The organism is Tardiphaga sp., assembly GCF_028290495.1.
Taxonomy (GTDB): Bacteria; Pseudomonadota; Alphaproteobacteria; order Rhizobiales; family Xanthobacteraceae; genus Tardiphaga.
In genome coordinates this window covers 1-24,071 of the sequence record NZ_JAQGJT010000014.1, presented here as the reverse complement: position 1 = coordinate 24,071, position 24,071 = coordinate 1, and the positions used below count along the sequence as shown (strand labels likewise).

General features: G+C 64.2%; 25 protein-coding genes. 18 read left to right on the top strand and 7 right to left on the bottom strand.

Annotation, left to right across the window (positions count from 1 at the left end):
- Nucleotides 1–1,908, top strand: a 1,908-nt coding sequence (locus JWQ24_RS01335) for a ribonuclease E/G (RefSeq protein ID WP_299803399.1), incomplete at its 5' end; no start/stop codon positions are given.
- A gap of 291 nt (nucleotides 1,909–2,199) precedes the next feature.
- On the opposite strand, the gene JWQ24_RS01330 is transcribed toward JWQ24_RS01335, so the two are convergent.
- The 3 genes from JWQ24_RS01330 to JWQ24_RS01320 all read right to left on the bottom strand — a co-directional run bounded on the left by JWQ24_RS01330 (nucleotide 2,200) and on the right by JWQ24_RS01320 (nucleotide 5,391).
- Nucleotides 2,200–3,540 (bottom strand): dicarboxylate/amino acid:cation symporter, encoded by a 1,341-nt coding sequence (locus JWQ24_RS01330; RefSeq protein WP_299803396.1) that lies wholly within the window; start codon nucleotides 3,538–3,540, stop codon nucleotides 2,200–2,202.
- Between the two features lie 118 nt (nucleotides 3,541–3,658).
- Complete coding sequence (locus JWQ24_RS01325) at nucleotides 3,659–4,234, bottom strand: biotin transporter BioY (protein WP_299803403.1); 576 nt, start codon at nucleotides 4,232–4,234, stop codon at nucleotides 3,659–3,661.
- Between the two features lie 29 nt (nucleotides 4,235–4,263).
- Nucleotides 4,264–5,391 (bottom strand): aminotransferase class I/II-fold pyridoxal phosphate-dependent enzyme, encoded by a 1,128-nt coding sequence (locus JWQ24_RS01320; protein ID WP_299803401.1) that lies wholly within the window; start codon nucleotides 5,389–5,391, stop codon nucleotides 4,264–4,266.
- A 195-nt stretch (nucleotides 5,392–5,586) separates the two neighbouring features.
- On the opposite strand from JWQ24_RS01320, the gene JWQ24_RS01315 reads away from it, so the two are divergent.
- The 3 genes from JWQ24_RS01315 (at nucleotide 5,587) to JWQ24_RS01305 (ending at nucleotide 9,230) form a co-directional block, all read left to right on the top strand.
- Nucleotides 5,587–7,002 carry a M48 family metalloprotease gene (locus JWQ24_RS01315; protein ID WP_299803394.1) on the top strand — a complete coding sequence of 472 codons (1,416 nt, stop codon included), beginning with the start codon at nucleotides 5,587–5,589 and terminating at the stop codon, nucleotides 7,000–7,002.
- A 63-nt stretch (nucleotides 7,003–7,065) separates the two neighbouring features.
- Nucleotides 7,066–7,833 (top strand): DsbA family protein, encoded by a 768-nt coding sequence (locus JWQ24_RS01310; protein ID WP_299803392.1) that lies wholly within the window; start codon nucleotides 7,066–7,068, stop codon nucleotides 7,831–7,833.
- Between the two features lie 179 nt (nucleotides 7,834–8,012).
- Nucleotides 8,013–9,230, top strand: coding sequence for an ABC transporter substrate-binding protein (locus JWQ24_RS01305; protein ID WP_299803390.1), 1,218 nt, complete (start codon nucleotides 8,013–8,015; stop codon nucleotides 9,228–9,230).
- Nucleotides 9,231–9,347: 117 nt separating this feature from the next.
- On the opposite strand, the gene JWQ24_RS01300 is transcribed toward JWQ24_RS01305, so the two are convergent.
- The gene (locus JWQ24_RS01300; protein WP_299803388.1) at nucleotides 9,348–9,515 is read right to left on the bottom strand and encodes a hypothetical protein; all 168 of its coding nucleotides are present in this window, start codon (nucleotides 9,513–9,515) and stop codon (nucleotides 9,348–9,350) included.
- Between the two features lie 129 nt (nucleotides 9,516–9,644).
- Between JWQ24_RS01300 and JWQ24_RS01295 the strand changes: the two genes are divergently transcribed.
- The 10 genes from JWQ24_RS01295 (at nucleotide 9,645) to aat (ending at nucleotide 17,938) form a co-directional block, all read left to right on the top strand.
- Nucleotides 9,645–9,863: a hypothetical protein gene (locus JWQ24_RS01295; protein WP_299803385.1), complete on the top strand. Its 219-nt coding sequence runs from the start codon at nucleotides 9,645–9,647 to the stop codon at nucleotides 9,861–9,863.
- A gap of 199 nt (nucleotides 9,864–10,062) precedes the next feature.
- A complete protein-coding gene (locus JWQ24_RS01290) occupies nucleotides 10,063–10,764 on the top strand; it encodes a DUF1236 domain-containing protein (RefSeq protein WP_299803382.1) in 702 nt (233 codons plus the stop codon).
- A gap of 425 nt (nucleotides 10,765–11,189) precedes the next feature.
- Nucleotides 11,190–11,645, top strand: a complete 456-nt coding sequence (gene aroQ / locus JWQ24_RS01285) for a type II 3-dehydroquinate dehydratase (protein ID WP_299803379.1) — start codon at nucleotides 11,190–11,192, stop codon at nucleotides 11,643–11,645.
- Nucleotides 11,646–11,681: 36 nt separating this feature from the next.
- Nucleotides 11,682–12,170 carry an acetyl-CoA carboxylase biotin carboxyl carrier protein gene (gene accB / locus JWQ24_RS01280; RefSeq protein WP_299803377.1) on the top strand — a complete coding sequence of 163 codons (489 nt, stop codon included), beginning with the start codon at nucleotides 11,682–11,684 and terminating at the stop codon, nucleotides 12,168–12,170.
- Between the two features lie 127 nt (nucleotides 12,171–12,297).
- Nucleotides 12,298–13,647: an acetyl-CoA carboxylase biotin carboxylase subunit gene (gene accC / locus JWQ24_RS01275; protein ID WP_299803374.1), complete on the top strand. Its 1,350-nt coding sequence runs from the start codon at nucleotides 12,298–12,300 to the stop codon at nucleotides 13,645–13,647.
- Nucleotides 13,648–13,779: 132 nt separating this feature from the next.
- A complete protein-coding gene (locus tag JWQ24_RS01270; RefSeq protein WP_299803371.1) occupies nucleotides 13,780–15,303 on the top strand; it encodes a CHASE3 domain-containing protein in 1,524 nt (507 codons plus the stop codon).
- On the top strand, nucleotides 15,300–15,740 hold the full coding sequence (locus JWQ24_RS01265; RefSeq protein WP_299803368.1) for a response regulator: 441 nt from the start codon (nucleotides 15,300–15,302) through the stop codon (nucleotides 15,738–15,740). Before JWQ24_RS01270 ends, JWQ24_RS01265 begins: the two co-directional genes overlap by 4 nt.
- The gene (locus tag JWQ24_RS01260) at nucleotides 15,737–16,831 is read left to right on the top strand and encodes a histidine kinase dimerization/phosphoacceptor domain -containing protein (RefSeq protein WP_299803365.1); all 1,095 of its coding nucleotides are present in this window, start codon (nucleotides 15,737–15,739) and stop codon (nucleotides 16,829–16,831) included. The genes JWQ24_RS01265 and JWQ24_RS01260 overlap by 4 nt, the downstream gene beginning before the upstream one ends.
- Nucleotides 16,832–16,947: 116 nt before the next feature.
- On the top strand, nucleotides 16,948–17,172 hold the full coding sequence (locus JWQ24_RS01255) for a hypothetical protein (protein WP_299803361.1): 225 nt from the start codon (nucleotides 16,948–16,950) through the stop codon (nucleotides 17,170–17,172).
- A 76-nt stretch (nucleotides 17,173–17,248) separates the two neighbouring features.
- A complete protein-coding gene (gene aat / locus JWQ24_RS01250; RefSeq protein ID WP_299803359.1) occupies nucleotides 17,249–17,938 on the top strand; it encodes a leucyl/phenylalanyl-tRNA--protein transferase in 690 nt (229 codons plus the stop codon).
- A 64-nt stretch (nucleotides 17,939–18,002) separates the two neighbouring features.
- Here the strand turns inward: aat and JWQ24_RS01245 are convergent, their stop codons facing one another.
- On the bottom strand, nucleotides 18,003–18,914 hold the full coding sequence (locus tag JWQ24_RS01245) for a DUF2155 domain-containing protein (RefSeq protein WP_299803357.1): 912 nt from the start codon (nucleotides 18,912–18,914) through the stop codon (nucleotides 18,003–18,005).
- A gap of 199 nt (nucleotides 18,915–19,113) precedes the next feature.
- Here JWQ24_RS01245 and JWQ24_RS01240 point away from each other — a divergent pair, with 199 nt between their 5' ends.
- Nucleotides 19,114–19,893, top strand: coding sequence for an SDR family oxidoreductase (locus tag JWQ24_RS01240; protein ID WP_299803355.1), 780 nt, complete (start codon nucleotides 19,114–19,116; stop codon nucleotides 19,891–19,893).
- 29 nt (nucleotides 19,894–19,922) lie between these two features.
- Nucleotides 19,923–20,867, top strand: coding sequence for an alpha/beta hydrolase (locus tag JWQ24_RS01235; protein WP_299803352.1), 945 nt, complete (start codon nucleotides 19,923–19,925; stop codon nucleotides 20,865–20,867).
- 137 nt (nucleotides 20,868–21,004) lie between these two features.
- Here JWQ24_RS01235 and JWQ24_RS01230 read toward each other — a convergent pair whose 3' ends face one another.
- Nucleotides 21,005–21,415, bottom strand: coding sequence for an NADH:ubiquinone oxidoreductase subunit NDUFA12 (locus JWQ24_RS01230; RefSeq protein ID WP_299803349.1), 411 nt, complete (start codon nucleotides 21,413–21,415; stop codon nucleotides 21,005–21,007).
- 279 nt (nucleotides 21,416–21,694) lie between these two features.
- Here JWQ24_RS01230 and JWQ24_RS01225 point away from each other — a divergent pair, with 279 nt between their 5' ends.
- Both JWQ24_RS01225 and JWQ24_RS01220 read left to right on the top strand, forming a co-directional pair.
- Nucleotides 21,695–22,180, top strand: a complete 486-nt coding sequence (locus tag JWQ24_RS01225) for a BA14K family protein (protein ID WP_299803347.1) — start codon at nucleotides 21,695–21,697, stop codon at nucleotides 22,178–22,180.
- 216 nt (nucleotides 22,181–22,396) lie between these two features.
- The gene (locus JWQ24_RS01220; protein ID WP_299803345.1) at nucleotides 22,397–23,596 is read left to right on the top strand and encodes a GAF domain-containing sensor histidine kinase; all 1,200 of its coding nucleotides are present in this window, start codon (nucleotides 22,397–22,399) and stop codon (nucleotides 23,594–23,596) included.
- Here the strand turns inward: JWQ24_RS01220 and JWQ24_RS01215 are convergent.
- Nucleotides 23,593–24,071 (bottom strand): DMT family transporter (locus JWQ24_RS01215; RefSeq protein WP_299803342.1); only part of this gene is annotated, 479 nt, incomplete at its 5' end. The genes JWQ24_RS01220 and JWQ24_RS01215 overlap by 4 nt on opposite strands.

The window sequence follows — 24,071 nt, the reverse complement described above, 5'->3', positions numbered from 1 at the left end:
CGCACCAAGCCGGAAATCAAGCGCGACTTCGAATACCTGATCCGCATGTGGGAAACCGTGCGCGACATGACGCTGAAGTCGCAGGCCCCGACCCTCGTCTACGAGGAAGGCTCGCTGATCAAGCGCTCGCTGCGCGACCTCTACAACAAGGAAATCGAGGAGATCCAGGTCGCCGGCGAAGCCGGCTACACGGAAGCCCGCGACTTCATGCACATGCTGATGCCGAGCAACGTCCGCGCGGTGAAGCTGTATCGCGACGGTCAGCCGCTGTTCTCGCGGATGGGCGTCGAGAGCCAGCTCGACGCGATGTTCTCGCCCACCGTGCAGCTGAAGTCCGGCGGTTACATCGTCATCAACCAGACCGAAGCTCTGGTCTCGATCGACGTCAACTCCGGCCGTTCGACCAAAGAACACCACATCGAAGACACCGCACTCAAGACCAACCTTGAAGCGGCGGAAGAAGTCGCGCGGCAGCTTCGCCTGCGCGACCTCGCCGGCCTGATCGTCATCGATTTCATCGACATGGACGAGAAGCGCAACAACCGTTCGGTCGAGCGCAAGATGAGCGACTGCCTGCGGCAGGATCGCGCCCGCATCCAGGTCGGACGCATCTCGCATTTCGGCCTGCTCGAAATGTCGCGCCAGCGCATCCGCGCCAGCGTGCTGGAAAGCTCCACCGAGGTCTGCACCCATTGCGGCGGCAGCGGCCACGTTCGTTCGGTTTCCTCCGTTGCGCTGCAGTTGCTGCGCGGCATGGAAGAAATCCTGATGAAGGGCGCGACCCATAATCTGGTCGTACGCACCCGCACCGACGTTGCGCTGTATGTGCTCAACCACAAGCGCGGCCATCTGCGGGATCTCGAAAGCAGCTTCAAGGTCACCCTCGCCGTGATCGCCGATCCCACCATCAGCGGTCAGCAGTCGTTCGTGATCGACCGCGGCGATCAGGTGCATACGCTGGAGGCCGCCAAGGCCATCCTCGCCGCCCAGGTCGCCGCCTTCCCGCCGCCGCTGGAAGAAGAGCCGTTCGACGACGAGGACCTGTTCGAGGTCGAAGCCGAAGTCGAGACCGAAGAGACCGAAGGTCTCGTCGATGGTCCGGCCGACGACGACGCGACGAGCGAAAGCGCCGGCAGCGAGACCGATGCCGATGGCCGCAAGCGCAAGCGCCGTCGGCGCCGGCGTGGTCGTTCCGGCGAGACCCGCGAAGGCGGACCGGTCGAGCGTGACGGTACCGAGGCCCCCGCGGCGATTGCCGGCGAAGGCCAGGTCGAAGCCGTCGGCGATGATGCCGAAGGCGAAGACGACGAGTCCGAGGATCAGCCCGGCGAGGGCCGTGCCGAACCGGCCGATGGCGAGCGCCGTCCGCGCCGCCGTGGTCGCCGCGGTGGTCGGCGTCGGCGTGGCGGACCGGAAGACGGTCTGGTCGGCTCGATCTCCGACGAACTCGGCCCGCGGCCGGCACAGGAAGCCAGCGAAGCGGTCGCCGATCTTGATGGTGGGTCGTCGGATGTGCATGAGGACGCCTCACTGCAGCCGCATAACGAACCGGTGACGGCAGTGTTTGCCGGACACGTCGAAGCAGAACCGCAGCCGGCCTATTCGGCACCTGCCGTTGTTGCCGCCGAGCCGGAGCCCGTCGCGGCACCGACCCCGGTCGCAATACCTGCGCCGGCACCCGAAGCCGCCCCACAGGACGACGACAAGGCAGCGGCCCGTCGTCGCTCCACGGTGCGCGAGAAGGTCAGCTTCGCCTCCTCCACGCCGGCTCCCGTAGCAGCCTCCGAGCCCGCCGCGGTTGCTCCGGAGCCCGCACCGGCTCCGCAGCCCGCTCCAGCGCCTGCCGCGGCCGACGCCGCGCCCCGCAAGGCCGGCTGGTGGTCCCGGGCCTTCGGCAACGGCGAGTAAACTCGGCACATAAGAAATGCGAAAAGCCGCCCGGCAAAACCGGGCGGCTTTTTGTTGGACTCAACTAGCTGTCATTCCGGGGCACGGTTCCGTCGGCGCAGCCGGCTGGAGCGTGAACCTGGAACCCCGAGATGTTCTGATTACCTCGCGGTTTCCGGGGGCGCTCGCAGCTCGCGCTGCTCCCGCCCCGGAATGACGGTTCGATCCAAACCACCCTTTCAATCACCCAACGAGAAAGCCGCCCGGCGAACCGGGCGGCTTTCTGTGCGTGGTGTGCCTCGGACGTCGGGATCAGCCGGTGGTAACGCCGGTTTCCAGATCCGACGGATCGATCGTCTTGTTGAGATTGGCGTGCATCCGCTCGTGATCGAGTTCGCCTTCCCACCACGACACAAACACCGCGGCGACGCCGTTGCCGGTGATGTTGGTGAGCGCGCGGACCTCGCTCATGAACTTGTCGATCGAGAACACGATCGCCATGCCCGGCACCAGCCGCGGATCGACCACGCTCAGGGTCGCGGCCAGCGTGATGAAGCCGGCGCCGGTGACGCCGGAGGCTCCCTTCGAGGTCAGCATCGCCACCAGGAGGATGGTGATCTGCTGGCCGAACGTCAGGTCGACGCCGAGCGCCTGCGCGATGAACAACGTCGCCAGCGTCATGTAGATGTTGGTGCCGTCGAGGTTAAACGAATAGCCGGTGGGGACTACCAGGCCGACCACCGACTTCGAACAGCCGAGCCGCTCCAGCTTGGCCATCAGCTGCGGCAGCGCGCTCTCCGAAGAACTGGTGCCGAGCACGATCAACAGTTCGTCTTTGATATAAGCGAGGAATTTGAAGATGCTGAAGCCGACAAAGCGGGCGATCAGGCCGAGCACCACCACCACGAACAGCGCCGCGGTGCCGTAGAACAGCGCGATCAGGCTGATCAGGTTGCCGAGCGCCGCCGGCCCGAACTTGCCGATGGTATAGGCCATCGCACCGAACGCGCCGATCGGCGCCGCCTTCATGACGATGGCGATAACGCCGAACACCGCGTGCGACGTATCGTCGATGACGTCACGCAGCCGGTGGCCGCGCTCGCCGAGCGCCATCAGCGCGAAGCCGAACAGGATCGCGAACAGCAGCACCTGCAGGATGTCGCCCTTGGCGAAAGCGCCGACCACGCTGTCGGGAATGATGTTGAGCACGAAGTCGACCGACTTCTGCGCTTCCGCCTGCTTGACGTAGCCGGCGACGGCCGCATTGGTGGAGTCGACTTTGGTGACAAGGCCGTGGCCGACCTGGAACAGGTTGCCCATCAAGAGGCCGATGATCAGCGCGAACGACGACACGACCTCGAAGTAGACGAGTGCCTTGACGCCGACGCGGCCGACCTTGCGGGCGTCCTGGATGTGGGCGATGCCGGACACCACGGTGCAGAAGATGATCGGCGCGATCACCATCTTGATCAGCTTGATGAAGCCGTCACCGAGCGCCTTGATCCAGTCATTGGTCGCAAACGCCGGGAAGAACGAGCCGGCGATGACGCCCAGCACGATCGCGACCAACACCTGAAGATAGAGAATCTTGTACCAGGGTTGTTTTACTGCTGCGGGCGCTGGCGCACCCGTCGTTGCGATCACTGCCGCCATCAACGTTTCTCCCGTGAATCTATGGACTGCGGGGCAATAGCACAAAACGGTCCGTATGCGGCAAGTCGCCACAGTCCTTTAGTCGCATACTTTAATCAGCGGAGTTTAGTTGTGTAAATCAGGCATTGCGCGCCAAGACCGAACAGCGCTCGATTTCGCGCCGCAGCAGTGGCACCAGCAGCGCACCCAGCGTGTTCTTGACCAGCATGCCCGCCAGAAACGGCGCCACGCCGACCGCCCATGCCTTCTCGACGCCAAAGTGTCGGCCGAACGCCAGCCAGGCGAAGCCCATCGCCAGGATCACGATGTGCCCAAGCGCCATCGCCGCGAACATCGGCAGCACCGCGCGGTCCCAGCCGCGACCGGCAAGCCACCCCACCACGAACGCGGCCACGACGAAGCCGAACAAAAAGCCGGCCGTCGCTCCGAACAGCGGCGCGAGGCCACCGGAGGCCCCGGCAAACACCGGCGCTCCCAGCGCACCGACCGCGAGGTATGCCGCGATCGTCGTGCCCCCGAGGCGCCAGCCATAGGCGGCGCCGATCACCAGCACGACCAGCGTCTGCAATGTCATCGGCACCAGCGGCAGCGGCAGATTGACCTTGGCCGACAGCGTCAGCAGCGCGATGCCAAGCGCCACCAGCACGGCCGCCCGAAGCGCGTCCGTCGAAGCCATACCGCGCGCCGGCCACATCAGCCCCGCCAGCGATCGATGCGGCGCGCTCACTTCGGCCCGCTTTGCCCGAGCCATCGGCTGATCCGCGCCACCGCCTCATGCATGTCGGCGCTGGATTGCGCGTAGGAAAACCGCACATAGGAACGGCCGCGGATCGGATCGAAATCGTTGCCGGGGGTCGCTGCAACGTGGGTCTGCTCCAGCATCTGCTTGGCGAAGTCGAAGCTGTCCGTCGTGAATTTCGAGACGTCGGCATAAAGGTAGAACGCGCCGTCGGCGGGCAGGAAATCGGTCAGCCCGGCTTGTGGCAGGCCGGCGACGAGGATCGCGCGGTTGTCCTGGTAGCCGTGCTTGATCGCCTCCATCTCGGCGCGCCCCTCGAATGCGGCTTCCGCCGCGATCTGCGACAGCGTCGGCACCGAGATCGACATGTTCTGCTGCAGCCGCTCGATCGGGCGAACCAGCGGCTCCGGCACCACCATCCAGCCGACCCGCCAGCCGGTCATGCAGAAGTATTTCGAGAACGAGTTGATCACCAACGCGTCGTCGGACAACGCCGCCGCGGTCACCGCCGGAAACGCGTAATCGAGGCCATGATAGATCTCGTCGGAGATAAAACGGATACCTTCGCTCTCGGCGGCGGCCATCAGCCCGGTCAGGGCTTCCTTCGACATCATCGTGCCGGTGGGATTGGCGGGGCTGGCGACCAGCACGCCCTTCAATGGCGTCTTGCGGTGCGCCTCGAGCAGCGCCTCGCCGGTCAGCGCATGTCGGGTGTCGGCATGGGTCTCGATCAGCACGGGTTCACAGCCGAGCGCCTTCAGGATGTGCCGGTACGGCGGATAGCCGGGAACCGTGACCGCGACGCGGTCGCCGGGTTCGAACAGGGCCAGAAAGGCCAGTATGAACGCGCCGGACGAGCCGGTGGTGACCACGATCCGCTCGGGATCGACCTCGCAGCCATAGACATCGCGATAATGCCGCGAGATCCGCGCTCGCAAAGAAGGCATGCCGAGCGCCGAGGTATATTCGATCCGGCCCTGCGCAAGGGCCGCCTGGGCCGCGGCGATTGCCACCTTTGGCGCGGGTGCGGCGGGCTGGCCTACCTCCATGTGGATCACATGGCCGCCCGCGGCCTCGATCCGCGCCGCGGCGGCCATCACGTCCATCACCATGAACGGCGGCACATCGCTGCGCGCGGACGCCGTCAACAACGTGCGGGCGCGGGCCAAGGCCTGCGGTCCCGGTATCGTATCTGCCATCGAAACCTGCTATCTGGCGCGGCACCGGCGCGCCCCAGCCTGTGGCTGCGCCGCGCTCCTGCCGCAATATCCGGCTTGTTAGACCTACCGCGTATCCGAACCCGGCCGATGATGAAAGACCTGCGACAGCGACCCCTGGGGGTTGCACCCCGGATCTCCTCCAAACTGACCGCGCTGATCACCGCGGCGGCCCTGCTCGTCGCGCCGGTCATGGCGCAGGCGCAGGAAAATCGCGGGCCGCCGCTGCTGCGCGACGCCGAGATCGAGCAGCTGCTGCGCGAATACACCCGCCCTATCCTGCGCGCCGCCGGCCTCGAAAAACAAAACATCCAGGTCGTCATCATCAACAACGGCACGTTCAACGCCTTCGTCGCCGACGGCCGCCGCATCTTCGTCAATTACGGCGCGCTGATGCAATCGCAGACGCCGAACCAGCTGATCGGCGTGCTGGCGCACGAAACCGGCCATCTCTCCGGCGGGCATCTGTCCAAGATGCGCGAGCAGATGGCGCGCGCCCAGACCTCGATGATCGTGGCGATGCTGCTTGGCGTAGGCGCGATGGTGGCCGGTTCGCGCAGCGGCGGCGGTAGCAGCGGCGCCAGCAATATCGGCGCGGCCGCGCTGAGCGCGCCGCAGGCGCTGTTCCAGAGCACCATGCTGTCCTATGTGCGCCAGCAGGAAGAAAACGCCGACCGCGCGGGGGTCAAGTTCCTCACTGCGACGCAGCAGTCCCCCAAGGGCATGTACGAGACCTTCAAGCGGTTCTCCAGCGACAGCCTGTTCGCCGCGCGCGGCGCCGATCCCTACCAGCAGTCGCATCCGATGCCGCGCGAGCGCGTCGCCGCGCTGGAGGAATTCGCAAGGTCGAGCCCCTATTGGGACAAGAAGGACGACCCGGCGCTGCAGCTTCGCCACGATTTGATGCGCGCCAAGACCTCCGGTTTCATGGAGCAGCGCGACACCGTGATCCGGCGTTACCCCTCCTCCGACACCTCCTTGCCGGCGCGTTACGCCCGGGCGATTGCGACATACCGGCACGGCGACCTCCGGGACGCCGTGGCGCAGGTTGATGGCCTGATCGCCGTGCAGCCCAACAACGCCTATTTCCACGAGCTGAAGGGCCAGGCGCTGCTCGAGGGCGGCAAACCGGCCGAGGCCGTAGCGCCGCTGCGCCGCGCCGTGCAGCTCTCCAATAACGCACCGCTCATCGAGATGTTACTTGGGCAGGCGATGGTGGCGTCGGATAACAAAGCCACCACCGACGAGGCGATCCGGATTCTGCGCGCCGCCGTGGCGCGCGAGACCGAGGCGCCGATCGGCTACGTCCAGCTCGCCCTGGCCTATGGCCGCAAGGGCGATTACGCCGAAGCGGATCTGGCCTCGGCGCAGGCCGCGTTCCTGCGCGGCGACAACAAGACCGCACGTGACCTCGCCTCGCGCGCGAAGTCACGCTTCGCCATCGGCACGCCCGGTTGGGTCAAGGCCGACGACATCATCGCCGCCAAGATGCCGGATCAAAAATAGCCTGCGTCTGATAGAGATGTTTCAGACACGTATTAGCCGAGAGATTCCCGAGAGGATTTGCCCATGTTTTCGTTCCGCTTTCTTGCCTCCGCCGCCGTCGCGCTCGCTTTGTGCGGCGCGCCTGCGGTCGCATCGGCGCAGTCGTTCTCCGACGCCCAGAAGGGCGAGATCCAGAAGATCATGAAGGACTATCTGCTGTCGCACCCCGAAGTTCTGGAAGAAGTCTCGGCCGAACTGACCAAACGCCAGGCCGCCGCCGAAGCCGAGAAGCATGCCGCCGCCGTGTCCGCCAATGCCAATGTGATCTTCAACTCGCCGCGCGGCGTCACCGTCGGCAACAAGGATGGCGACGTCACCTTCGTCGAGTTCTTCGATTACAATTGCGGTTACTGCAAAAAAGCCATGACCGACATGATCGAGATGATGAAGGACGATCCGAAACTGAAGGTCGTGCTGAAGGAATTCCCGGTGCTCGGACCCGGTTCGGTCGAAGCCGCGCAGGTCGCCGTCGCCGTTCGTATGCAGGACCCGACCGGGAAGAAGTATCTCGACTTCCACCAGAAGCTGCTCGGCGGACGCGGCCAGGCCGACAAGGCCCGCGCGATCGCCGCCGCCAAGGAAGCCGGCCTCGACGTAGCCCGGCTGGAAAAGGATTTCAGCAGCCCGGAAGTGCGCGCCACGATCGAGGAGAACTTCAAGCTCGCCGAGTCGATGGGCATGAACGGCACGCCGAGCTACGTCATCGGCAAGCAGGTCGTGATCGGCGCTGTCGGCATCGACGCGCTGAAGGAAAAAGTCAGCAATGCCCGCTGCGGCAAGGCGGTTTGCTGAAACACATCTGCGAATTGCGGTTTGACGAACGAACCGGCTGCGCAAGCAGCCGGTTTTTTCGTGACGCAGAATGTTGGACGGCTGCTACACCATTGCAGAAATAGCTTGCAGACAAGTTCCCCGGTTTGCGCCATGGTTTTGGACAACGCGAACAATCGCGAAAAACTGGGGAGTGAAACTTGAAGAATCCGGTCACCACATTTGCATCCGCCGCCACGCTGCTCGGCGCACTGCTGGTTCAGCCCGCGACAGCGCAGATCGCCGTGAAGGTCGGCGTGCTCGCCGACATGTCCGGGCTTTATGCCGACATCGGCGGCTCCGGCGCCGTCGATGCCGTGCGCCTTGCGATCGAGGACTTCAAGCCGGCTGACCAGGGCATGACGGTAGACGTGGTCTCCGCCGACGCCCAGAACAAGCCGGACATCGCGGTGGCGATCTCGCGAAAATGGTTCGATACCGAGAATGTCGACGTGCTGGTCGACGTGCCCACCAGCGCGATCTCGCTGGCGGTGGCCAATGTGGTCAAGGACAAGAACAAGGTCGCGCTGTTCACCGCGTCGGGCAGCTCTGATCTGTCCGGCAAGGGCTGCACGCCGAACACCATCCATTGGACCTACGACACCTGGGCGTTAGCCCACGGCACCGGCACCGCGATCACCAAGAACGGCGGCAAGAAGTGGTTCTTCCTGGTCGCCGACTATGCGTTCGGCCAGGCGCTGGAGCGCGACGCTTCTACCGTCGTGAAGGAAAACGGCGGTACCGTGCTTGGCTCGGTGCGCCATCCGCTCGACACCAAGGACTTCTCCTCCTTCATGCTGCAGGCCCAGGCTTCGAAGGCCGAAATCATCGGGCTCGCCAATGGCGGCGGCGATACGATCAACTCGATCAAGTCGGCATCGGAATTCGGCCTGGTTCAGAGCGGGCAGAAATTGGCTGGAATGTTGATCTTCATTAGCGACATCCATTCGCTCGGCCTCAAGGCGGCACAGGGTCTGCTCCTCACCACCGCGTTTTACTGGGACCTTAACGACAAGACCCGCGCCTTCGGCGAGCGCTTTGCCAAGCGCAACAACGGCCGCTTCCCTTCGATGACCCAGGCCGGCACCTACTCCGCGACCCTCGCCTACCTCGCCGCGGTCAAGGCCACCGGCAGCACCAAGGACGGCGCCGCGCTGGTCAAGGCCATCCGCGACAGGGGCACCTTCGACGATCCGCTCTTCGGAAAGACCTCGGTCCGGATCGACGGCCGCGCCATCCACGACATGTATCTGGTCGAGGTCAAGAAGCCGGAGGAATCCAAAAAGCCGTTCGATTATTACAAAGTGGTCTCGACGATCCCCGCCGCCGAGGCATTTCGCCCACTGAACGAGGGCGGCTGCCCGATGGTCAAAATGTAACGAGTGCACGCACCCACCAACGAAAACCGGCTGCGCGAGCAGCCGGTTTTTTCGTTGGTGGGTGTCAGTCAGAAAGGCAGTTGATGATGAGTCCGGCGCAAACGCGCCTTCGCCTTCCTAAGAGGACGCCGCCACTTCCTCGTCACCGGCCTCGTCGCTCGGTTCGAACCACGCCAGCTTGGCTGCCGTATTTTCCAGAACGCCGGCAACAAAATTCGAGACCGTGTTTTCGATCGGCGCCGCTTCTGTGAGCTTTTGAACGATCCGTTCCACAAGAGCCGTCATCACATGCACTCCATCCCTGCCACGCAATGCACACGCTGCCCGATCGTTCCGTTCTGGTTGCAATATGGCTCGCGCCGTGCGGCCCGGAACAACCTCTTGCAGGCGGGATTACTTTTACGGAGGACCCGCATGACGAAATATCATTTTGAAATCGTAGACGGTTACCGGCTAGAGGATCCAGTCGGCTTTGAATTACCGAGCGAAGATCAGGCCAGGGCCGTCGCGCAGGAGATCGCCAAGCAGATCGCCATCGACATCAGCAGCGAGAGCACGCGCAATGTCGTGGTCGTCGATGAGGACGGCAAGGAAGTCTTCAAGACGCCGATCAAGGGTGATCCGGCAGCATAAGGTATTCGGCGCGCGGCAAGACTCGTTTTGTTCTTCTGGAACGAACAGGGGACGACAAAAACCGGCGGATCGAGTGTTAAAACAACCCTAATCGAAACAGCATCGACCTGCCGTACATCACTCCCGATTGAGCAACACTTTCTGCGGAACATCGCTGTCCCACTCCCGTTGTCAACGATCGTCAACAATGGAGTGTGCCATGAAAAACCGATTGATGTTGAGCGTCGCTGCTGCGGCGTTGATTGCAGGTACAGCTATGGTCCAAGCACAGGCGCCCGCGGGTGGCGCGGCGCGAAGTGCACCGGCCGCGGCAACGCCCCCCCCTTCGGCCGATCGCGCAGCGCCCGCTGAGCGCGCAGCGCCGGTCAATCGTGACGAAGCCACCGACACCATGAAGCAACCGGATTCGGATTCGGCGCCGAAGGCGGCGCAGTCCGACGACAAGATGAAGCATGACAACGGCCAGCGCGCGCAATCGGGCCGCGACAGCGCCGATCCAGCCAAGGGCGGCAAGGATATGAAAGCCGATGGCCGCAGCCCGAACGCCGCCGATGCCAAGGACAACAAGGGCCCTGATAACAAGGCCGCCGACTCGAAGGGCACGGACGCCCGGTCCACCACGACCACCGGTCAGGCTGGCGCGGGCGCAAAGCTTTCCACCGACCAGCGCACCAAGATCACCAGTGTGATCAAGGAACAGAAGATCGAGCGCGTTACCAGCGTCAACTTCAACATTTCGGTCGGCACCCGCGTGCCGCGCGACGTCCAGTTCCATCCGCTGCCCGCCGAGATCATCACCATCTATCCGGACTGGCGCGGCTATGACTTCATCCTGGTTCGCGACCAGATCATCGTCATCAATCCGAGAAGCTTCGAGATCGTTGCCGTGATCGACGCCTGATATCAGCCAACCATCAGGACACACGCATCAGGGCGGGCCGAAAGGCTCGCCCTTTTTCTGTGGTGCAGCACGGCGTGGCTCCCAAGAGGTCAATTTCGACCTGATCTATGCGCCGGTGAACGGCCAATGGCGGCTGTTCGGAATTGCCGTCAATTTCGGTTCCCCGGCACCGGTGGTCTCCTCGCCGCCGGCCAAGCAGCCCCGTCCCCTGGAGCGGCCCCGGTTCCCGCGTCCAAGCAAGAGAAGCGCCTCGGTTAGGCCTTTAACCGGGGTTACAGCGGCTCAACGCCTGTTTGAGGCGTGTTTTTCTGAGCGCGGTGAGGCATTTGGCTGGGGGAACCTGGCCGCTTCAGGCTTCCCCTCAGCGCCAAGTCTACTTATAAACCGGGACGTTCGCGCCGCGTGCGCCTGCCGGGACACCCTTGATGGCAAAAACTGTTTACGTGCTCAACGGCCCCAACCTGAACCTGCTGGGAATCCGTGAGCCCGAAACCTATGGCCACGCCACCCTGGCGGACGTCGAAAAACTCTGCGTCGAGGCGGCCGCGCGCTACGGCCTGTCAGCGGATTGCCGGCAGTCGAACCGCGAGGGCGAATTGATCGACTTCATCCACGAGGCCCGCGAAAAGGGCGCGGTCGGCATCATCATCAATGCCGGCGGCTATTCGCACACCTCGATTGCGCTGCATGACGCCCTGGTCGGCGTGCAGATCCCGACCGTCGAAGTCCATATCAGCAACGTCTATGCGCGCGAGAATTTCCGCCACCACTCGTTCACTGCCCGCGCCGCCTTTGCCAGCCTGTGCGGCTTTGGCATCGACGGCTACCGCCTCGCCTTCAGCGGCCTGGCCGCCAAAATCGGCGCCACGGCGACCGCCTGACGCTCACCTTTCACCTCCTTGAATTTGGATTGCCCCATGGCCCGCAAGCCTGACGAAACTTCTACCGCGACCGACAAAGCCAGCGACGACAGCGCGATGATCCGCGAACTGGCGCTGCTGCTCGACGAAACCAACCTGACCGAGATCGAGGTCGAACGCGCGGGCCTGCGCGTTCGCGTCGCCCGCAACATCAGCGTCACCGCGGCGATGCCGGCGAACTATCAGCCCGCGCCGCAATACGCGCCGGCCCCAGCCCCGGTCGCAGCCGCTCCGGTGGAAGCCGCCAAGCATCCGGGCGCAGTGCCCTCGCCGATGGTCGGCACGGTGTACTGGTCGTCCGAACCCGGCGCCCGCCCCTTCGTCGAGGTCGGCACCAAGGTGGCCGTCGGCCAGACCCTGGTGATCATCGAGGCGATGAAGACCATGAACCAGATTCCGGCGCCGCGCGCTGGCACCGTGACGCAGATTCTCGTCGAAGACGGCGCTCCTGTCGAATTCGGCGAGCCGCTCGTCATCATCGAATAACACCGACCGTCATCCCTCAATGTTCGCCCGCTACGGCGCGCTTTGAGGGATGAGATATATGCGCCTGTGGCCATCCTTCGAGGCGCGGCATAGCGCCCGCGCCGGGGGATGACGGAAAGCAAATACGATGTTCGAAAAGATCCTGATTGCCAACCGCGGCGAGATCGCGCTGCGCATCCTGCGAGCCTGCAAGGAGCTTGGTATCGCTACCGTGGCGGTGCACTCCACGGCGGACGCGGACGCGATGCATGTGCGCCTCGCCGATGAGAGCGTCTGCATCGGCCCGCCGGCCTCCAAGGACAGCTACCTCAACATTCCCTCGCTGCTGGCGGCGTGCGAGATCACCGGCGCCGACGCCGTGCATCCCGGCTACGGCTTCCTGTCGGAGAACGCCCGCTTCGCAGAAATCCTGGCCGAACATAATCTGCACTTCATCGGCCCGAAGTCGGAACACATCCGCCTGATGGGCGACAAGATCGAAGCCAAGAAGACCGCCAGGCGGCTCGGCATTCCCGTGGTTCCGGGCTCCCAGGGCGGCGTCGGCCCCGAGGACGACGCGATGGCGATCGCCCGCGAGATCGGCTTTCCCGTGCTGGTCAAGGCCGCCTCCGGCGGCGGCGGCCGCGGCATGAAAGTGGCGCAAACCGAAGCCGACCTGATGCTGGCGCTATCGACTGCCGCGACGGAAGCCAAGGCGGCGTTCGGCGACGCCTCGGTGTATCTGGAAAAGTATCTGCAGCAGCCGCGCCATATCGAGATCCAGGTGCTCGGCGACGGCCGCGGCGGCGCCATCCATCTCGGCGAACGCGACTGCTCACTGCAGCGCCGCCACCAAAAAATCTGGGAAGAAGGTCCCTCGCCCATTCTCACCGCGGCCGCCCGCGCCAAGATCGGCGAGACCTGCGCCAAGGCGATGCAGGAAATGCAGTATCTCGGCGTCGGCACCATCGAATTCCTCTACGAGGACGGCGAGTTCTACTTCATCGAGATGAACACCCGCATCCAGGTCGAGCATCCCGTCACCGAGATGATCACCGACATCGATCTGGTGCTGGAGCAGATCCGTATCGCCGCCGGCGGCGACCTTCCCTGCACGCAGGACGAGATCATCATCAACGGCCACTCGATCGAATGCCGCATCAATGCGGAAAACCCCCAAACCTTCCGGCCCTCGCCCGGCAAGATCACGCAGTATCACCCGCCCGGCGGCCTCGGCGTCCGCATCGATTCCGCGGTCTATCAGGGTTACGTCATCCCGCCCTACTACGACTCGCTGGTTGGCAAGCTGATCGTGCGCGGCAAGAACCGCCCGGAATGCTTGATGCGGCTGCGCCGCGCACTCGACGAGATCGTGGTCGACGGCATCGAGACGACATTGCCGCTGTTCCGTGCGCTGGTCCGCGAGCCCGGCATCATCGACGGCGACTACCACATCCATTGGCTGGAACAGTACCTGGCCGGCAAGGCGCCCAGCTAAGGAAGGCTGCAGTTCCAAATAAAGACCAGAATACCTGGAACTGATCGCCCAAACCCGCGTTTGTTCCCAGCCCGGAAACGCTCCGGTGCGGGGGACATGTTGACTCAATCTATCAGCCAAAAAACCGTCCCTGTGACTGCCAATGGCGCTCGCAGACGTTCGATCGGCCAGATCCTGCTGCTTGCGGCAGGGTTTTTGGTGCTTGTCGCGATCAGCGCGTCGTCGGTGATCCTGGTCAACCAGGCCCGCAAGGATTCAAACCGGGTAGTGCACACCGTCGAGGTTGAGAACCAGATTTCGACATTGCTGCTTGAAATCCGTCGGGCCGAGAGTTCAGCGCGCGGCTTCCTCCTTACCAACCAAGAGCGTTTTCTAAGGGAGCACGAGGCAGCGATCGACGCGATCCTGCCCGGCCTTCGCAAACTGATCGAGCTTACCAGCGACAACCCCGTTCAGATCGAAAGTAGCGTCAAACTGCGAGCGGCCGTGGAAGGCCGTCTCGTCGAACTTGGACAGGCAGTCGATCTCGTCAAGCAAGGCGACCTCACAGGCGGCGTCGAGATGCTGCGCAATGCGGGCGCCAGCAGCGCGGCCACGGATATCGGCGCGCTCTCGCACGCGATGCGGGGCGAAGAAGACCGGCTGTTTTTGGAACTCACCCGCACCGCCGACAGCACGCAGCAACTGGCCTCGATCGTCACCGTCGCCGGTTCCGGACTGGTGATTGCGCTGGCCGGCCTGTCGATTTTCCTGATCCAGCGCTCGTCACGCGCCCGCGACGACGCCGAAACGCAGCTGCGTGACAACAATCTCAATCTGGAATCTACCGTGCAGGAACGCACCGCCGATCTCCGCGAAGCCAACGAGGAAATCCAGCGCTTCGCCTATATCGTCAGCCACGACCTTCGCTCGCCGCTGGTCAACATCATGGGCTTCACCAGCGAGCTCGAAGAGCTGCGCGGCGACATATTCCGCCGCATCGCCACGCTCGGTAACGACGCACCGCTGGTACCCGACACCGACGGTAAATTGCCGGAGCCGGCGCTAGCCGAGCAGGATAGGCAACTCTCCACCGACTTCACCGAGGCGCTCGGCTTCATCAAGTCATCTATCGGCAAGATGGACCGCCTGATCAGCGCCATCCTCAACCTGACACGCGAGGGCCGCCGCGAATTCAAGCCGGTCAGGATCGACACCCGCGACCTCATCGAGAGCATTGCCGCCACCGTGGCGCACCAGGCCGCCGAGACCGAGACCACCATCCGTGTCGAGCAACTGCCGGAAATCGTCAGCGACCGGCTGGCGATGGAACAGATCTTCGGCAACCTGATCGACAACGCGTTGAAATATCTCAAGCCCGGCGTGCCCGGCGATATTCTGGTCAAGGGACGTAGCAAAATGGGCTTCGTGATCTACGAGGTCATCGACAACGGCCGCGGCATTGCCCCCAAGGACCACCAGCGTATTTTTGATCTCTTCCGCCGTGCGGGTACACAGGACAGACCGGGCCAGGGTATCGGGCTCGCGCATGTCCGCGCGCTGGTACGGCGATTGGGCGGCACCATGTCGGTGTCATCGGAACTCGACAAGGGCAGCAACTTCACCGTCACGCTGCCGGCGAAGTGGACGGGTAACAATCGGGATAAGCAATCATGAGCAAGCCAGTCACCATCATCATGATCGAGGACGATGAGGGCCACGCCCGTCTCATCGAGCGCAACATCCGGCGCTCCGGCGTCAACAACGAGATTATACCGTTCACCAACGGTACAGACGCGTTGACCTATCTGTTCGGCAAGGATTCCACTGGCAACGATCACAAGGGCGAGGCGCTGCTGATCCTGCTCGACCTCAATTTGCCGGACATGACGGGGATCGACATCCTGCGTAAAGTCAAAGAGAACAATTTTCTTAAATGTGCGCCGGTAGTGGTACTTACCACCACCGACGACGCGCATGAAATAAAGCGTTGCTATGAGCTGGGCTGTAACGTGTACATTACCAAACCCGTAAATTACGAAAGCTTCGCCAACGCGATCCGCCAGCTAGGTCTGTTCTTCTCCGTGATTCAGGTTCCGCAAGCCGCCACATGAAATCGACGCCGACACCCACGCTGCTTTACATCGACGACGATTTTGGGCTCGCCCGGCTCGTGCAGAAGGGCCTTGCACGTCAGGGGTTCCACATCGAGCATTGCGACAATGGCGAGGCCGGCGTTGCCCGGATCCGCGAGGGCGGCATCGATGTCGTCGCGCTCGACCAGTACATGCCCGGCCTCGACGGACTGGAGACGCTGGAAAAAATCCAGGCGATCATCGGCGCACCGCCGGTGGTATTTGTTACCGCGTCGCAGGATTCCAAGATCGCCGTTACTGCGCTCAAAGCTGGCGCCATCGACTATCTCGTCAAGGACACCCAGGGCGACTTCGTGCCGTTGCTGCATGTCGCCGCCACCTCGGCGTTGAAGCAGGCAATGATCTCGAAGGCCCGCGACGACGCCGAGGCCGAGGTGCATGCCTCGCGCGACCGCTATGCCGCACTCGCGGCCGAACGCGAAGTGCTGCTGCGCGAGGTCAATCATCGCGTCGGCAACTCGCTGCAGATCATCGCATCGTTGCTGCACCTGCAGGCCAATTCGTCGAGCGACGAACACGTCAAGACCGCGCTGACCAATGCGATGGGCCGTGTCGCTGCCGTCGCGCAGGTGCATCGCCGGCTCTACACCTCGCACGACCTCAAGAGCGTGCTGCTGAACCAGTATCTTGAGGCGCTGCTCGAAGACCTGCGCCGCTCGGCCGAAGGCAACCGGATGTCGCGGCTGACGCTCAAGGCCACGACGGTCGAGATCGATCCGGACCGCGCGGTGGCGATCGGTATCATCGTCAACGAGCTGGTGATGAACGCCGTCAAATACGCCTACCCCGACGGCGCCGGCCCGATCCATGTCGTGCTCACCGCCGATGGCGACGCGCTCGAACTGTCGATCACCGACGACGGCGTCGGCCTCAACGTCAAGGTCGATCCGCGCTCGACCGGCATGGGCCAGCGCATCGTCAACGCGATGGCCAACAAGCTCGAAGCCACCGTCACCCGTGACCCCGAGCATTCCGGCACCCGCATCGTGCTGCGCTTCTGCGCCGTCACCAAACCGGCCGTGGCGCCGCCGATGAGCGCGACGGGCTGATCAGCGCGGCATGCAGGCGTGTGCTTCACGGCAGCTTCGGCATTCCGCCTGCGTGAACCTGTCTGTCTGTCCGGCCGGTCACTCATCCGCAGTGCAACCAGTCCGGTTGCAGGCTCATGGACGATATCGTGGACTTCATCTTCGAACTGCTGTGGATGTCGTGGATGGAGTTCAGACTCTTCGTCGGCGTGATCGGGGCTGGCGTGGCGATATCTGAATGGTGGCCGTTCGACACCGACAAGGCAACCGACAAGACAATGGTGATGAATACGTTCGTGGTGTCTTCCATGCTGCTGTGTGGTGGCATCTTTGTGTATCGGCGGTTCTGGAAAACGCCCTGAACGCCCGGTCGCTCTTCGTCGGACACCCCTGCGAGAAGCCATCGCCTCCCGCGCGCAGCGCTGCTATCCTGCCGCCATGAGCTCCCGCGACCAAGCCCCCTCCGAGATCACGCCCGAAATCCTGCTGCGGGCCTATGCCTGTGGCATCTTTCCGATGTCGGAGAGCGCCGACGACCCCGGCCTGTTCTGGGTCGAGCCGGAAGAGCGCGGCGTGATCCCGCTGGACGGCTTCCGGATTGCCTCGCGGCTTGCCCGCACGGTGCGCTCCGACGCCTTCACCGTCACCGTCAACACCGCCTTCAAGCGCGTCATTGCCGAATGCGCCGCGCCGAAGCCAGGCCGCGACGACACCTGGATCAACCAGCGAATTCGCGACCTCTACACCGCGCTGCATGGCATGGGCCACGCCCACAGCGTCGAGGTTTGGGACGGCGAAACGCTGGTCGGCGGATTGTACGGCGTCAGCCTCGGCCGCGCGTTTTTCGGCGAGAGCATGTTCCACCACGCCCGCGACGCCTCCAAGGTGGCGCTGGTGCATCTGGTGGCGCGGCTGATCGCTGGTGGCTTCAAGCTGCTGGATACGCAGTACGTCACCGAGCACCTGCGTACGTTCGGCGCCGCCGAAGTGCCGCGGCGGCGCTACCGCGTAATGCTCGACAAGGCGCTCAACGGCATCGCGGACTTTGAAAAACTGCCGGTGGATTTCCCGCTGAAGGGCACGACGATGCTGGACATCATCGCGAACCGGGACAAGTCGCCGGCGTAGAAAACGGTTCTCGTATCCCGTACGCGGTGCAGTGCGCAGCATCCGGGAACGAGAGAAGAAGCTGCTACCTGAATCCCGGCAACGGGTTCGGCTGCTGCTGCACCGGCTGCGGTCGCGGAGCCTGCTTCGGCGGCGCCCGCTTCTGGGCCGGCACAGGCTTCGGCGCTTCCGGCGCCGCGGTGGCGACCGTTGCTTCCGGATTCTTGCAGTCGCTCAGCCAGACGTCATAGATCGGGTGCTCGACGCCGTGCAGGCCGGGGCTGGCCGCAAACATCCAGCCGGAAAATATCCGCTTCACCTCGCCCTGCAACGTGATCTCGTCGACCTCGACGAAGGCGTCGGTGTTGGTGGCCTCGGTGGCCGGACGGGTGTAGCAGGCGGCGGTCTTCACCCGCAGCGCGCCGAACTGCACGGTCTCACCGATGTCGGCGTCGAAATTGATGATGCGGCCGGTGATCTTGTCGAGGCCCTGGAAGGTGGCCTTCTTGTTGACGATCTTCAGCGCCGGCGGCTCGGCAACCACCTCGTCGCCGGGCTGCAGCGTCGCCGGGGTCGGCGGCGCCGCCTTGGCGCCGCGCGGCAACGGTCCGGGCGCGGGGGCAGCAGCAGGCGGCGGCGCGTTGGCGACGCCGGGCAGCGGCGGCGCAGCTTGTTGCGGCACGCCACCCGGCGGCACGTTCTGGGGAATCACGGTGGTAGCCGGCGGCGGCGCCAAAGGCTGCGACTGCACAGCGCCGGGCGGCGGCGCGCCCTGCCCCGGACGGGTCGGCAGCAACCGGCCCTGCGGCAGTTCGGGCACTTCCTCTTCGTCGTCGAACTGCGGCTGCGGCTGGCCACGCGGCACGTTGCCGGGGGGCCGTGGCGGAATCAGATCGTTGAACAGATTGCCGAGCTGCGCCCGCGCAGGCGTTGCCTGCGTCAGCGACGTGGCGGCCAGCAACGTGGCCAGTCCAGCAATGGTCAGGAATCGAAACATCTGCGGCTCAATCGAGAATCAGGCTCGCGACACTGTATCGTTTAGTCGTTGCGGCCGCTCGCAATGGCTCCGGTTAACACGCCGAATGAGGCGGCGAAAGGGCATCCGCCGCGGCGCCCTCGTCGCTGGCCAGTTCCGCCTCCCCGTGAAATAGTCGGCGTGACGCCGGAGCAACCGGACGCACGGGGAGAACAACGCCATGACCGACAGGATTCGTCTGGACGGCCGGATCGCGGTGGTCACAGGCGCCGCCGGCGTCATCGGCATCGAAACCATGCAGTTGTTGGCGGCGCGCGGCGCCTGCATCGTCGCGGTCGACCACGACGCCGAGCGCCTCCGGCGCGCCGTCACAGGCCTGCCAGCGCATGCCGAGGCATTGGCCGTCGTCGCCGACGTCACCCGCGAGGAAGACGTCGCCGGCTATGTCGCGCACGCACTGGCCAAGTTCAGCCGCATCGACGTGTTTTTCAACAATGCCGGCATCGAGGGCGATATCGCGCCGATCGTGCGGTCCTCGGTGGAGAACTTTCGCCGCGTGCTCGAAGTCAACGTGGTCGGCGTGTTTCTCGGCATGAAGCATGTCTTGCCGGTGATGCTGAAGCAGAACAACGGCTCGATCATCAATACCGCATCGATTGCCGGCGTGATCGGCTCCGCCGACATCGCCGCCTACAGCGCCAGCAAGCACGCGGTGATCGGCCTGACCAAGACCGCGGCGCAGGAATGCACCGGCACTCCCGTGCGGGTGAACTGCATATGTCCGGGCATGATCGACAGCCGCATGCTCAGCGCCATCGTCGTCGGCCGCAACAAGGGCCAGACGGTCGCCCCGGAAAAAGTGGTCGACCGCATTCCGGCGCGGCGGCTCGGCCTTGCCGCGGAAGTCGCGCCGATCGTGGCCTTCCTCGCCTCCGACGACGCCAGCTACGTGTCCGGCTCCGCCTACACCGTCGATGGCGGCCGCACGTCATCATCGTAATCGAATCAGAAAACCAAAACAGGTCTGCCATGCCCGTGATTCTCGATCCCGACGCCGCCGCCGTCCTGCAGGCCGTGCGCGATGCCGGCCGCCCGCCCTACGAGACGCTGTCGCCGCCGGAAGCGCGGGCTTGGTACCTTCAGGCGCGCGAGGTCGCGCATCCCGAGCCGCCTGTCATGGAATCGGTGAGGGCGATAGCGGTGCCCGGCCCGGCCGGCGCGATTCCGGTGCGCATCTATACGCCGCCGAAGCTACGGCTGGCCGATGGCATGTCGCCGTGCCTGGTGTTTTTTCACGGCGGCGGCTGGGTGATCGGGGATATGGATTCGCACGACGTGGTCTGCCGCACGCTGGCCGTGGAGGGCGAGATGGTGGTGATCTCGGTCGACTACCGCCTTGCCCCCGAGCACAAGTTTCCCGCCGCCATCGACGATGCCCTCGCCGCGACGCGCTGGATCGCCGACAACGCGGTGCAGCTCAACCTCGACGCATCGCGGCTGTATGTCGGCGGGGACAGCGCCGGCGGCAACCTTGCCGCGGTCGTGGCGATCGACGCCCGCGCGCATGGGCCAACGCTCGCCGGCCAGGCGCTGATCTATCCCGCGACAGATTTCCGCATGGACCATCCCTCGCATAGCGAGCCCGAAACCGACTGCCTGCTGACCCACAATGTGATGCTCTGGTTTCGCGACCACTATCTTCGCGGCCCCGCCGACATCGACGACTGGCGCGCCTCGCCGGCGCGCGTCGAAGACCTCGCCGGCCTGCCGCCGGCCTATGTGCTGACCGTCGGCGCCGACCCGCTGCGCGACGAAGGCAACGAATATGCGAGGCGACTCACCGACGCCGGCGTGGCCGTGACGACGAAGACCTATCCCGGCCAATTCCACGGCTTCGTCACCATGGGCAAGATTTTGCCAAAGGCTAACGAGGCGCTGCATGGGGTTGGCGCGTGGCTGAAGAGGCTGGGGTAGATTTGTAGCCACAGGGTGGGCAGAGCTGACGGTCGCGCGAAGTATGGCCGCCGGTGTGCCAACCATCTACCGATGACCGCGCAAAACGGTGGGAATGGCGCAGGTGCGCCGTCGCCCACCAGCGATGCTGCGCTGGACTAGCTACCCGGGGTCCAGGGCTGGTAATCGCCGGTCGCCTTGGGGCGGTGGCCTGACGCCAACGTCGAGCCGGCCGGGCGATAGGCATAGGGCGTGCCGGTCAGATTCGGCTGATGCGGCTTCTGCCATTCCTTCTCTACGTAGCTCTCCTCGGTGGGAGCGACATCGACTGTGTGGTGCAGCCAGCCGTGCCAGGACGGCGGCACCTTGGAGGCCTCGGCGTAACCGTTATAGACCACCCAGCGGCGCTGGAAGCCAAGCGTGGGATCAATGACGCCACCTTTGGTGCGGTAGTAGGTATTGCCCATCTCGTCCTTGCCGACGAGTTCGCCGAACCGCCAGGTCCACAATTGGGTGCCAAAGGTCTGGCCGCTCCACCAGGTAAAAAATTTCAGCAGAAACAGCTTCATGACGCCAGCCGGTTGGGTGATTGGTGATGCTGTGATGCCATCCGCGGGCGCAATTGTCCAGTTGGCGGCACGCGCGGCAGCCCGGCACAACAGATCGTGAAATGCCTCCCGATCGGCGGAACCGGCCTCATCTCGATGGAGCAGCCTGCAGGGACAGGTTGACCGTTCATGCCCGGTACATCCCCGGCCTCCCAGTATCCATCACCAAGAGGTGTGCGGGCGTTTCGGAACACCGGCCCCTTCCGCGGGTTGGTGGCGCACAACACTCAGGAGTTCACGATGATCAATCTCAAGATACTCAGCGCTGCAGCCATCTTGGCGCTGGCGCTCCCGGTAATCGGTTCGACCGAGAGCTTTGCCCAAGGCAAGGGCGGCGGTCACGGCGGCGGTGGATTTCACGGCGGTGGCGGCGGTGGATTCCGCGGTGGCATGGGCGGTGGACCGCGCTTTGGCGGCGGCGGCTTTAACCGCGGCGGCTTCGGCCATGGCGGCGGCTGGGGGCGCGGCGGTGGCTTTGCGGCGGGCGCGATACTCGGCGGAGCACTGGCATCGGGCGCCTATTACGGCAACAGCTACGGCTATTACGGCGGCGGCCCGTATTACGGAGGCGGTTACGGCTATGAAGCGCCCTACGATGATGGTGATGTGGTGGAGGTTGCGCCGGGTGGCGGCGACGTAAACTACTGCATCCAGACCTACAAGTCCTACAACGTCCGCACCGGCACCTATCTCGGATATGACGGGCTTCGCCATTCCTGCCCGTAACTTCGGGTAAAACGTTCCAATCCAGGACGGTGCCCACGGGCATCGTCCTGTTCATTTGTGAATTTACGGCCCGACCGCGCAGCAGCTATAAACATTCATCGCCGTGAGGGCGAACCATCAGCCGCTTCGTGCTTATCCTTGTCAGACGAGACCAAGCCTTGGTCACCGAGCGGTGGTCATCAGGTCTTGGTCGCAGCGTCGGTTCGAGCAGGTTCAGTGGACGCTTCCAGCACGCCGAAGGTCGCGAACCTTCATGCCAACGAGACGGAGCGGCTGCAGGCGCTGCGCTCTTACGGCATTCTCGATACCGCCATCGAGTCCTCTTTCGACGACATTACCAGGATCGCTAGTTACGTCTGCGAGACCCCGGTCGCGCTGATCAGTTTGGTCGACGAGGGTCGGCAGTGGTTCAAGTCCGCCCGCGGCTTCGATGGTCGCGAGACTCCGCTTGAGCAATCGATCTGCGCGCACGCGCTGCTCGAACAAAGTTTTCTCGAGGTCGAGGACACCACCAAGGATCCGCGCTTCGACTGCAACCCGCTGGTCACCGGCAACCCGCATGTCCGCTTCTACGCCGGTGCGTTGCTGCGCACGCCGGACGGCTTGCCGCTTGGCACCGTCTGCGTGCTCGATAACAAACCGCGCGTGCTGTCCGCGGCGCAGCGCGACGTGCTCAGCGCCCTCGCCCGCCAGGTGATGTCGCAAATGGAATTCCGCCGTGCGCTTGTCTTGTCCGACCAGCTACAGCGCAATATCAGTCGACTGATGGCGGTAGCCGGCCACGACCTCAAGCAGCCATTGCAGGTGATGGTGATGGCCATCGACCGGATCAGCCACAAGCTCACCGATGAGAAGGACCGCGAGCGCCTTGGCTACGCGATCAACGCCGGAATGCGGATGGCCGAAGAACTCGACCGCCTTGCTGAAACTTCGGTCCTGCAAACCGGCTACGGCGTGCCCGAGCTGAAATCGCTCCCAATCGCGGACGTGTTCGATTCGATCGACGCCAACTGGCGCCTGCATGCCGAAGCCAAGGGACTCGAACTCGTCGTGGTGCCGTCAAGGGCGCGCGTTGTCAGCGATCCCACGATGCTGCGCACTATACTCGGCAACCTGGTCGGCAACGCCATCAAGTACACGTCGCGCGGCCGCGTGCTGGTCGGCTGCCGGCGTCACGGCTGTAAATTGAGCATCGAAGTCCTGGATTCCGGTCCCGGCATTGCGCACGACCAACGCGACGCGATCTTCGAGGCATTTCATCAGGTCAATCCGGACAGCGAGGGTCTCGGCCTTGGTCTTTCGATCGTGCGTCGCACCGCCGAAGCCCTCGGCCACACGATCACGCTGAAATCCGATCTCACCCGCGGCTCGCATTTCAGCATCCGCGTGCCACTGGCGGCAGCGGTGGTGGTTTAGCTCCGCGTCGCCAGCATCACCCCTGCCAGAGTCAGCAGCAATGCTGCGATCTGCCCAAGGCCGAGCGGTTCGTGCAGCGCGATCGCCGAGACGACCACGCCGATCACCGGCACCGCCATGGTGCCGATCGCAGCGACCGAGGCCGGCAGCCGCGCCAGCGCCGCGAACCAGGCCACATAGGCGATGCAGAACTGAATCACCGTCGAGTAGAACATCAGCCCCCAGCCGAGATTGGACAGTTTTGTAATGTCGGCGTTTTCGACGCAGAAGCCGACCACGGCCACCGGCAGGCAGCCGATCCCGATCTGCCAGGCCGCGGCCGACAGCGGCGGCAATGTCAGCGGCAGCTTTTTTGCCATCACCGTGCCGACGGCAAAACCGACCGAGCCGCCGAGCGCCATGATGATTCCCGGCAGTTTTTCCACGCTGGCGGCAAATCCGTTGCCGCCCATGATCGCGGCCAATCCGGCGAACG

What these genes read in the sequence shown, in the direction of transcription:
- JWQ24_RS01330 (WP_299803396.1), bottom strand. Translation starts at nt 3,540, where the DNA reads ATGGCGGCAGTGATCGCAACGACGGGTGCGCCAGCGCCCGCAGCAGTA.
- JWQ24_RS01325 (WP_299803403.1), bottom strand. Translation starts at nt 4,234, where the DNA reads ATGTGGCCGGCGCGCGGTATGGCTTCGACGGACGCGCTTCGGGCGGCC.
- JWQ24_RS01320 (WP_299803401.1), bottom strand. Translation starts at nt 5,391, where the DNA reads ATGGTGATGGACGTGATGGCCGCCGCGGCGCGGATCGAGGCCGCGGGC.
- JWQ24_RS01315 (WP_299803394.1), top strand. Translation starts at nt 5,587, where the DNA reads ATGATGAAAGACCTGCGACAGCGACCCCTGGGGGTTGCACCCCGGATC.
- JWQ24_RS01310 (WP_299803392.1), top strand. Translation starts at nt 7,066, where the DNA reads ATGTTTTCGTTCCGCTTTCTTGCCTCCGCCGCCGTCGCGCTCGCTTTG.
- JWQ24_RS01300 (WP_299803388.1), bottom strand. Translation starts at nt 9,515, where the DNA reads ATGACGGCTCTTGTGGAACGGATCGTTCAAAAGCTCACAGAAGCGGCG.
- JWQ24_RS01295 (WP_299803385.1), top strand. Translation starts at nt 9,645, where the DNA reads ATGACGAAATATCATTTTGAAATCGTAGACGGTTACCGGCTAGAGGAT.
- JWQ24_RS01290 (WP_299803382.1), top strand. Translation starts at nt 10,063, where the DNA reads ATGAAAAACCGATTGATGTTGAGCGTCGCTGCTGCGGCGTTGATTGCA.
- aroQ (WP_299803379.1), top strand. Translation starts at nt 11,190, where the DNA reads ATGGCAAAAACTGTTTACGTGCTCAACGGCCCCAACCTGAACCTGCTG.
- accB (WP_299803377.1), top strand. Translation starts at nt 11,682, where the DNA reads ATGGCCCGCAAGCCTGACGAAACTTCTACCGCGACCGACAAAGCCAGC.
- accC (WP_299803374.1), top strand. Translation starts at nt 12,298, where the DNA reads ATGTTCGAAAAGATCCTGATTGCCAACCGCGGCGAGATCGCGCTGCGC.
- JWQ24_RS01265 (WP_299803368.1), top strand. Translation starts at nt 15,300, where the DNA reads ATGAGCAAGCCAGTCACCATCATCATGATCGAGGACGATGAGGGCCAC.
- JWQ24_RS01260 (WP_299803365.1), top strand. Translation starts at nt 15,737, where the DNA reads ATGAAATCGACGCCGACACCCACGCTGCTTTACATCGACGACGATTTT.
- JWQ24_RS01255 (WP_299803361.1), top strand. Translation starts at nt 16,948, where the DNA reads ATGGACGATATCGTGGACTTCATCTTCGAACTGCTGTGGATGTCGTGG.
- aat (WP_299803359.1), top strand. Translation starts at nt 17,249, where the DNA reads ATGAGCTCCCGCGACCAAGCCCCCTCCGAGATCACGCCCGAAATCCTG.
- JWQ24_RS01245 (WP_299803357.1), bottom strand. Translation starts at nt 18,914, where the DNA reads ATGTTTCGATTCCTGACCATTGCTGGACTGGCCACGTTGCTGGCCGCC.
- JWQ24_RS01240 (WP_299803355.1), top strand. Translation starts at nt 19,114, where the DNA reads ATGACCGACAGGATTCGTCTGGACGGCCGGATCGCGGTGGTCACAGGC.
- JWQ24_RS01235 (WP_299803352.1), top strand. Translation starts at nt 19,923, where the DNA reads ATGCCCGTGATTCTCGATCCCGACGCCGCCGCCGTCCTGCAGGCCGTG.
- JWQ24_RS01230 (WP_299803349.1), bottom strand. Translation starts at nt 21,415, where the DNA reads ATGAAGCTGTTTCTGCTGAAATTTTTTACCTGGTGGAGCGGCCAGACC.
- JWQ24_RS01225 (WP_299803347.1), top strand. Translation starts at nt 21,695, where the DNA reads ATGATCAATCTCAAGATACTCAGCGCTGCAGCCATCTTGGCGCTGGCG.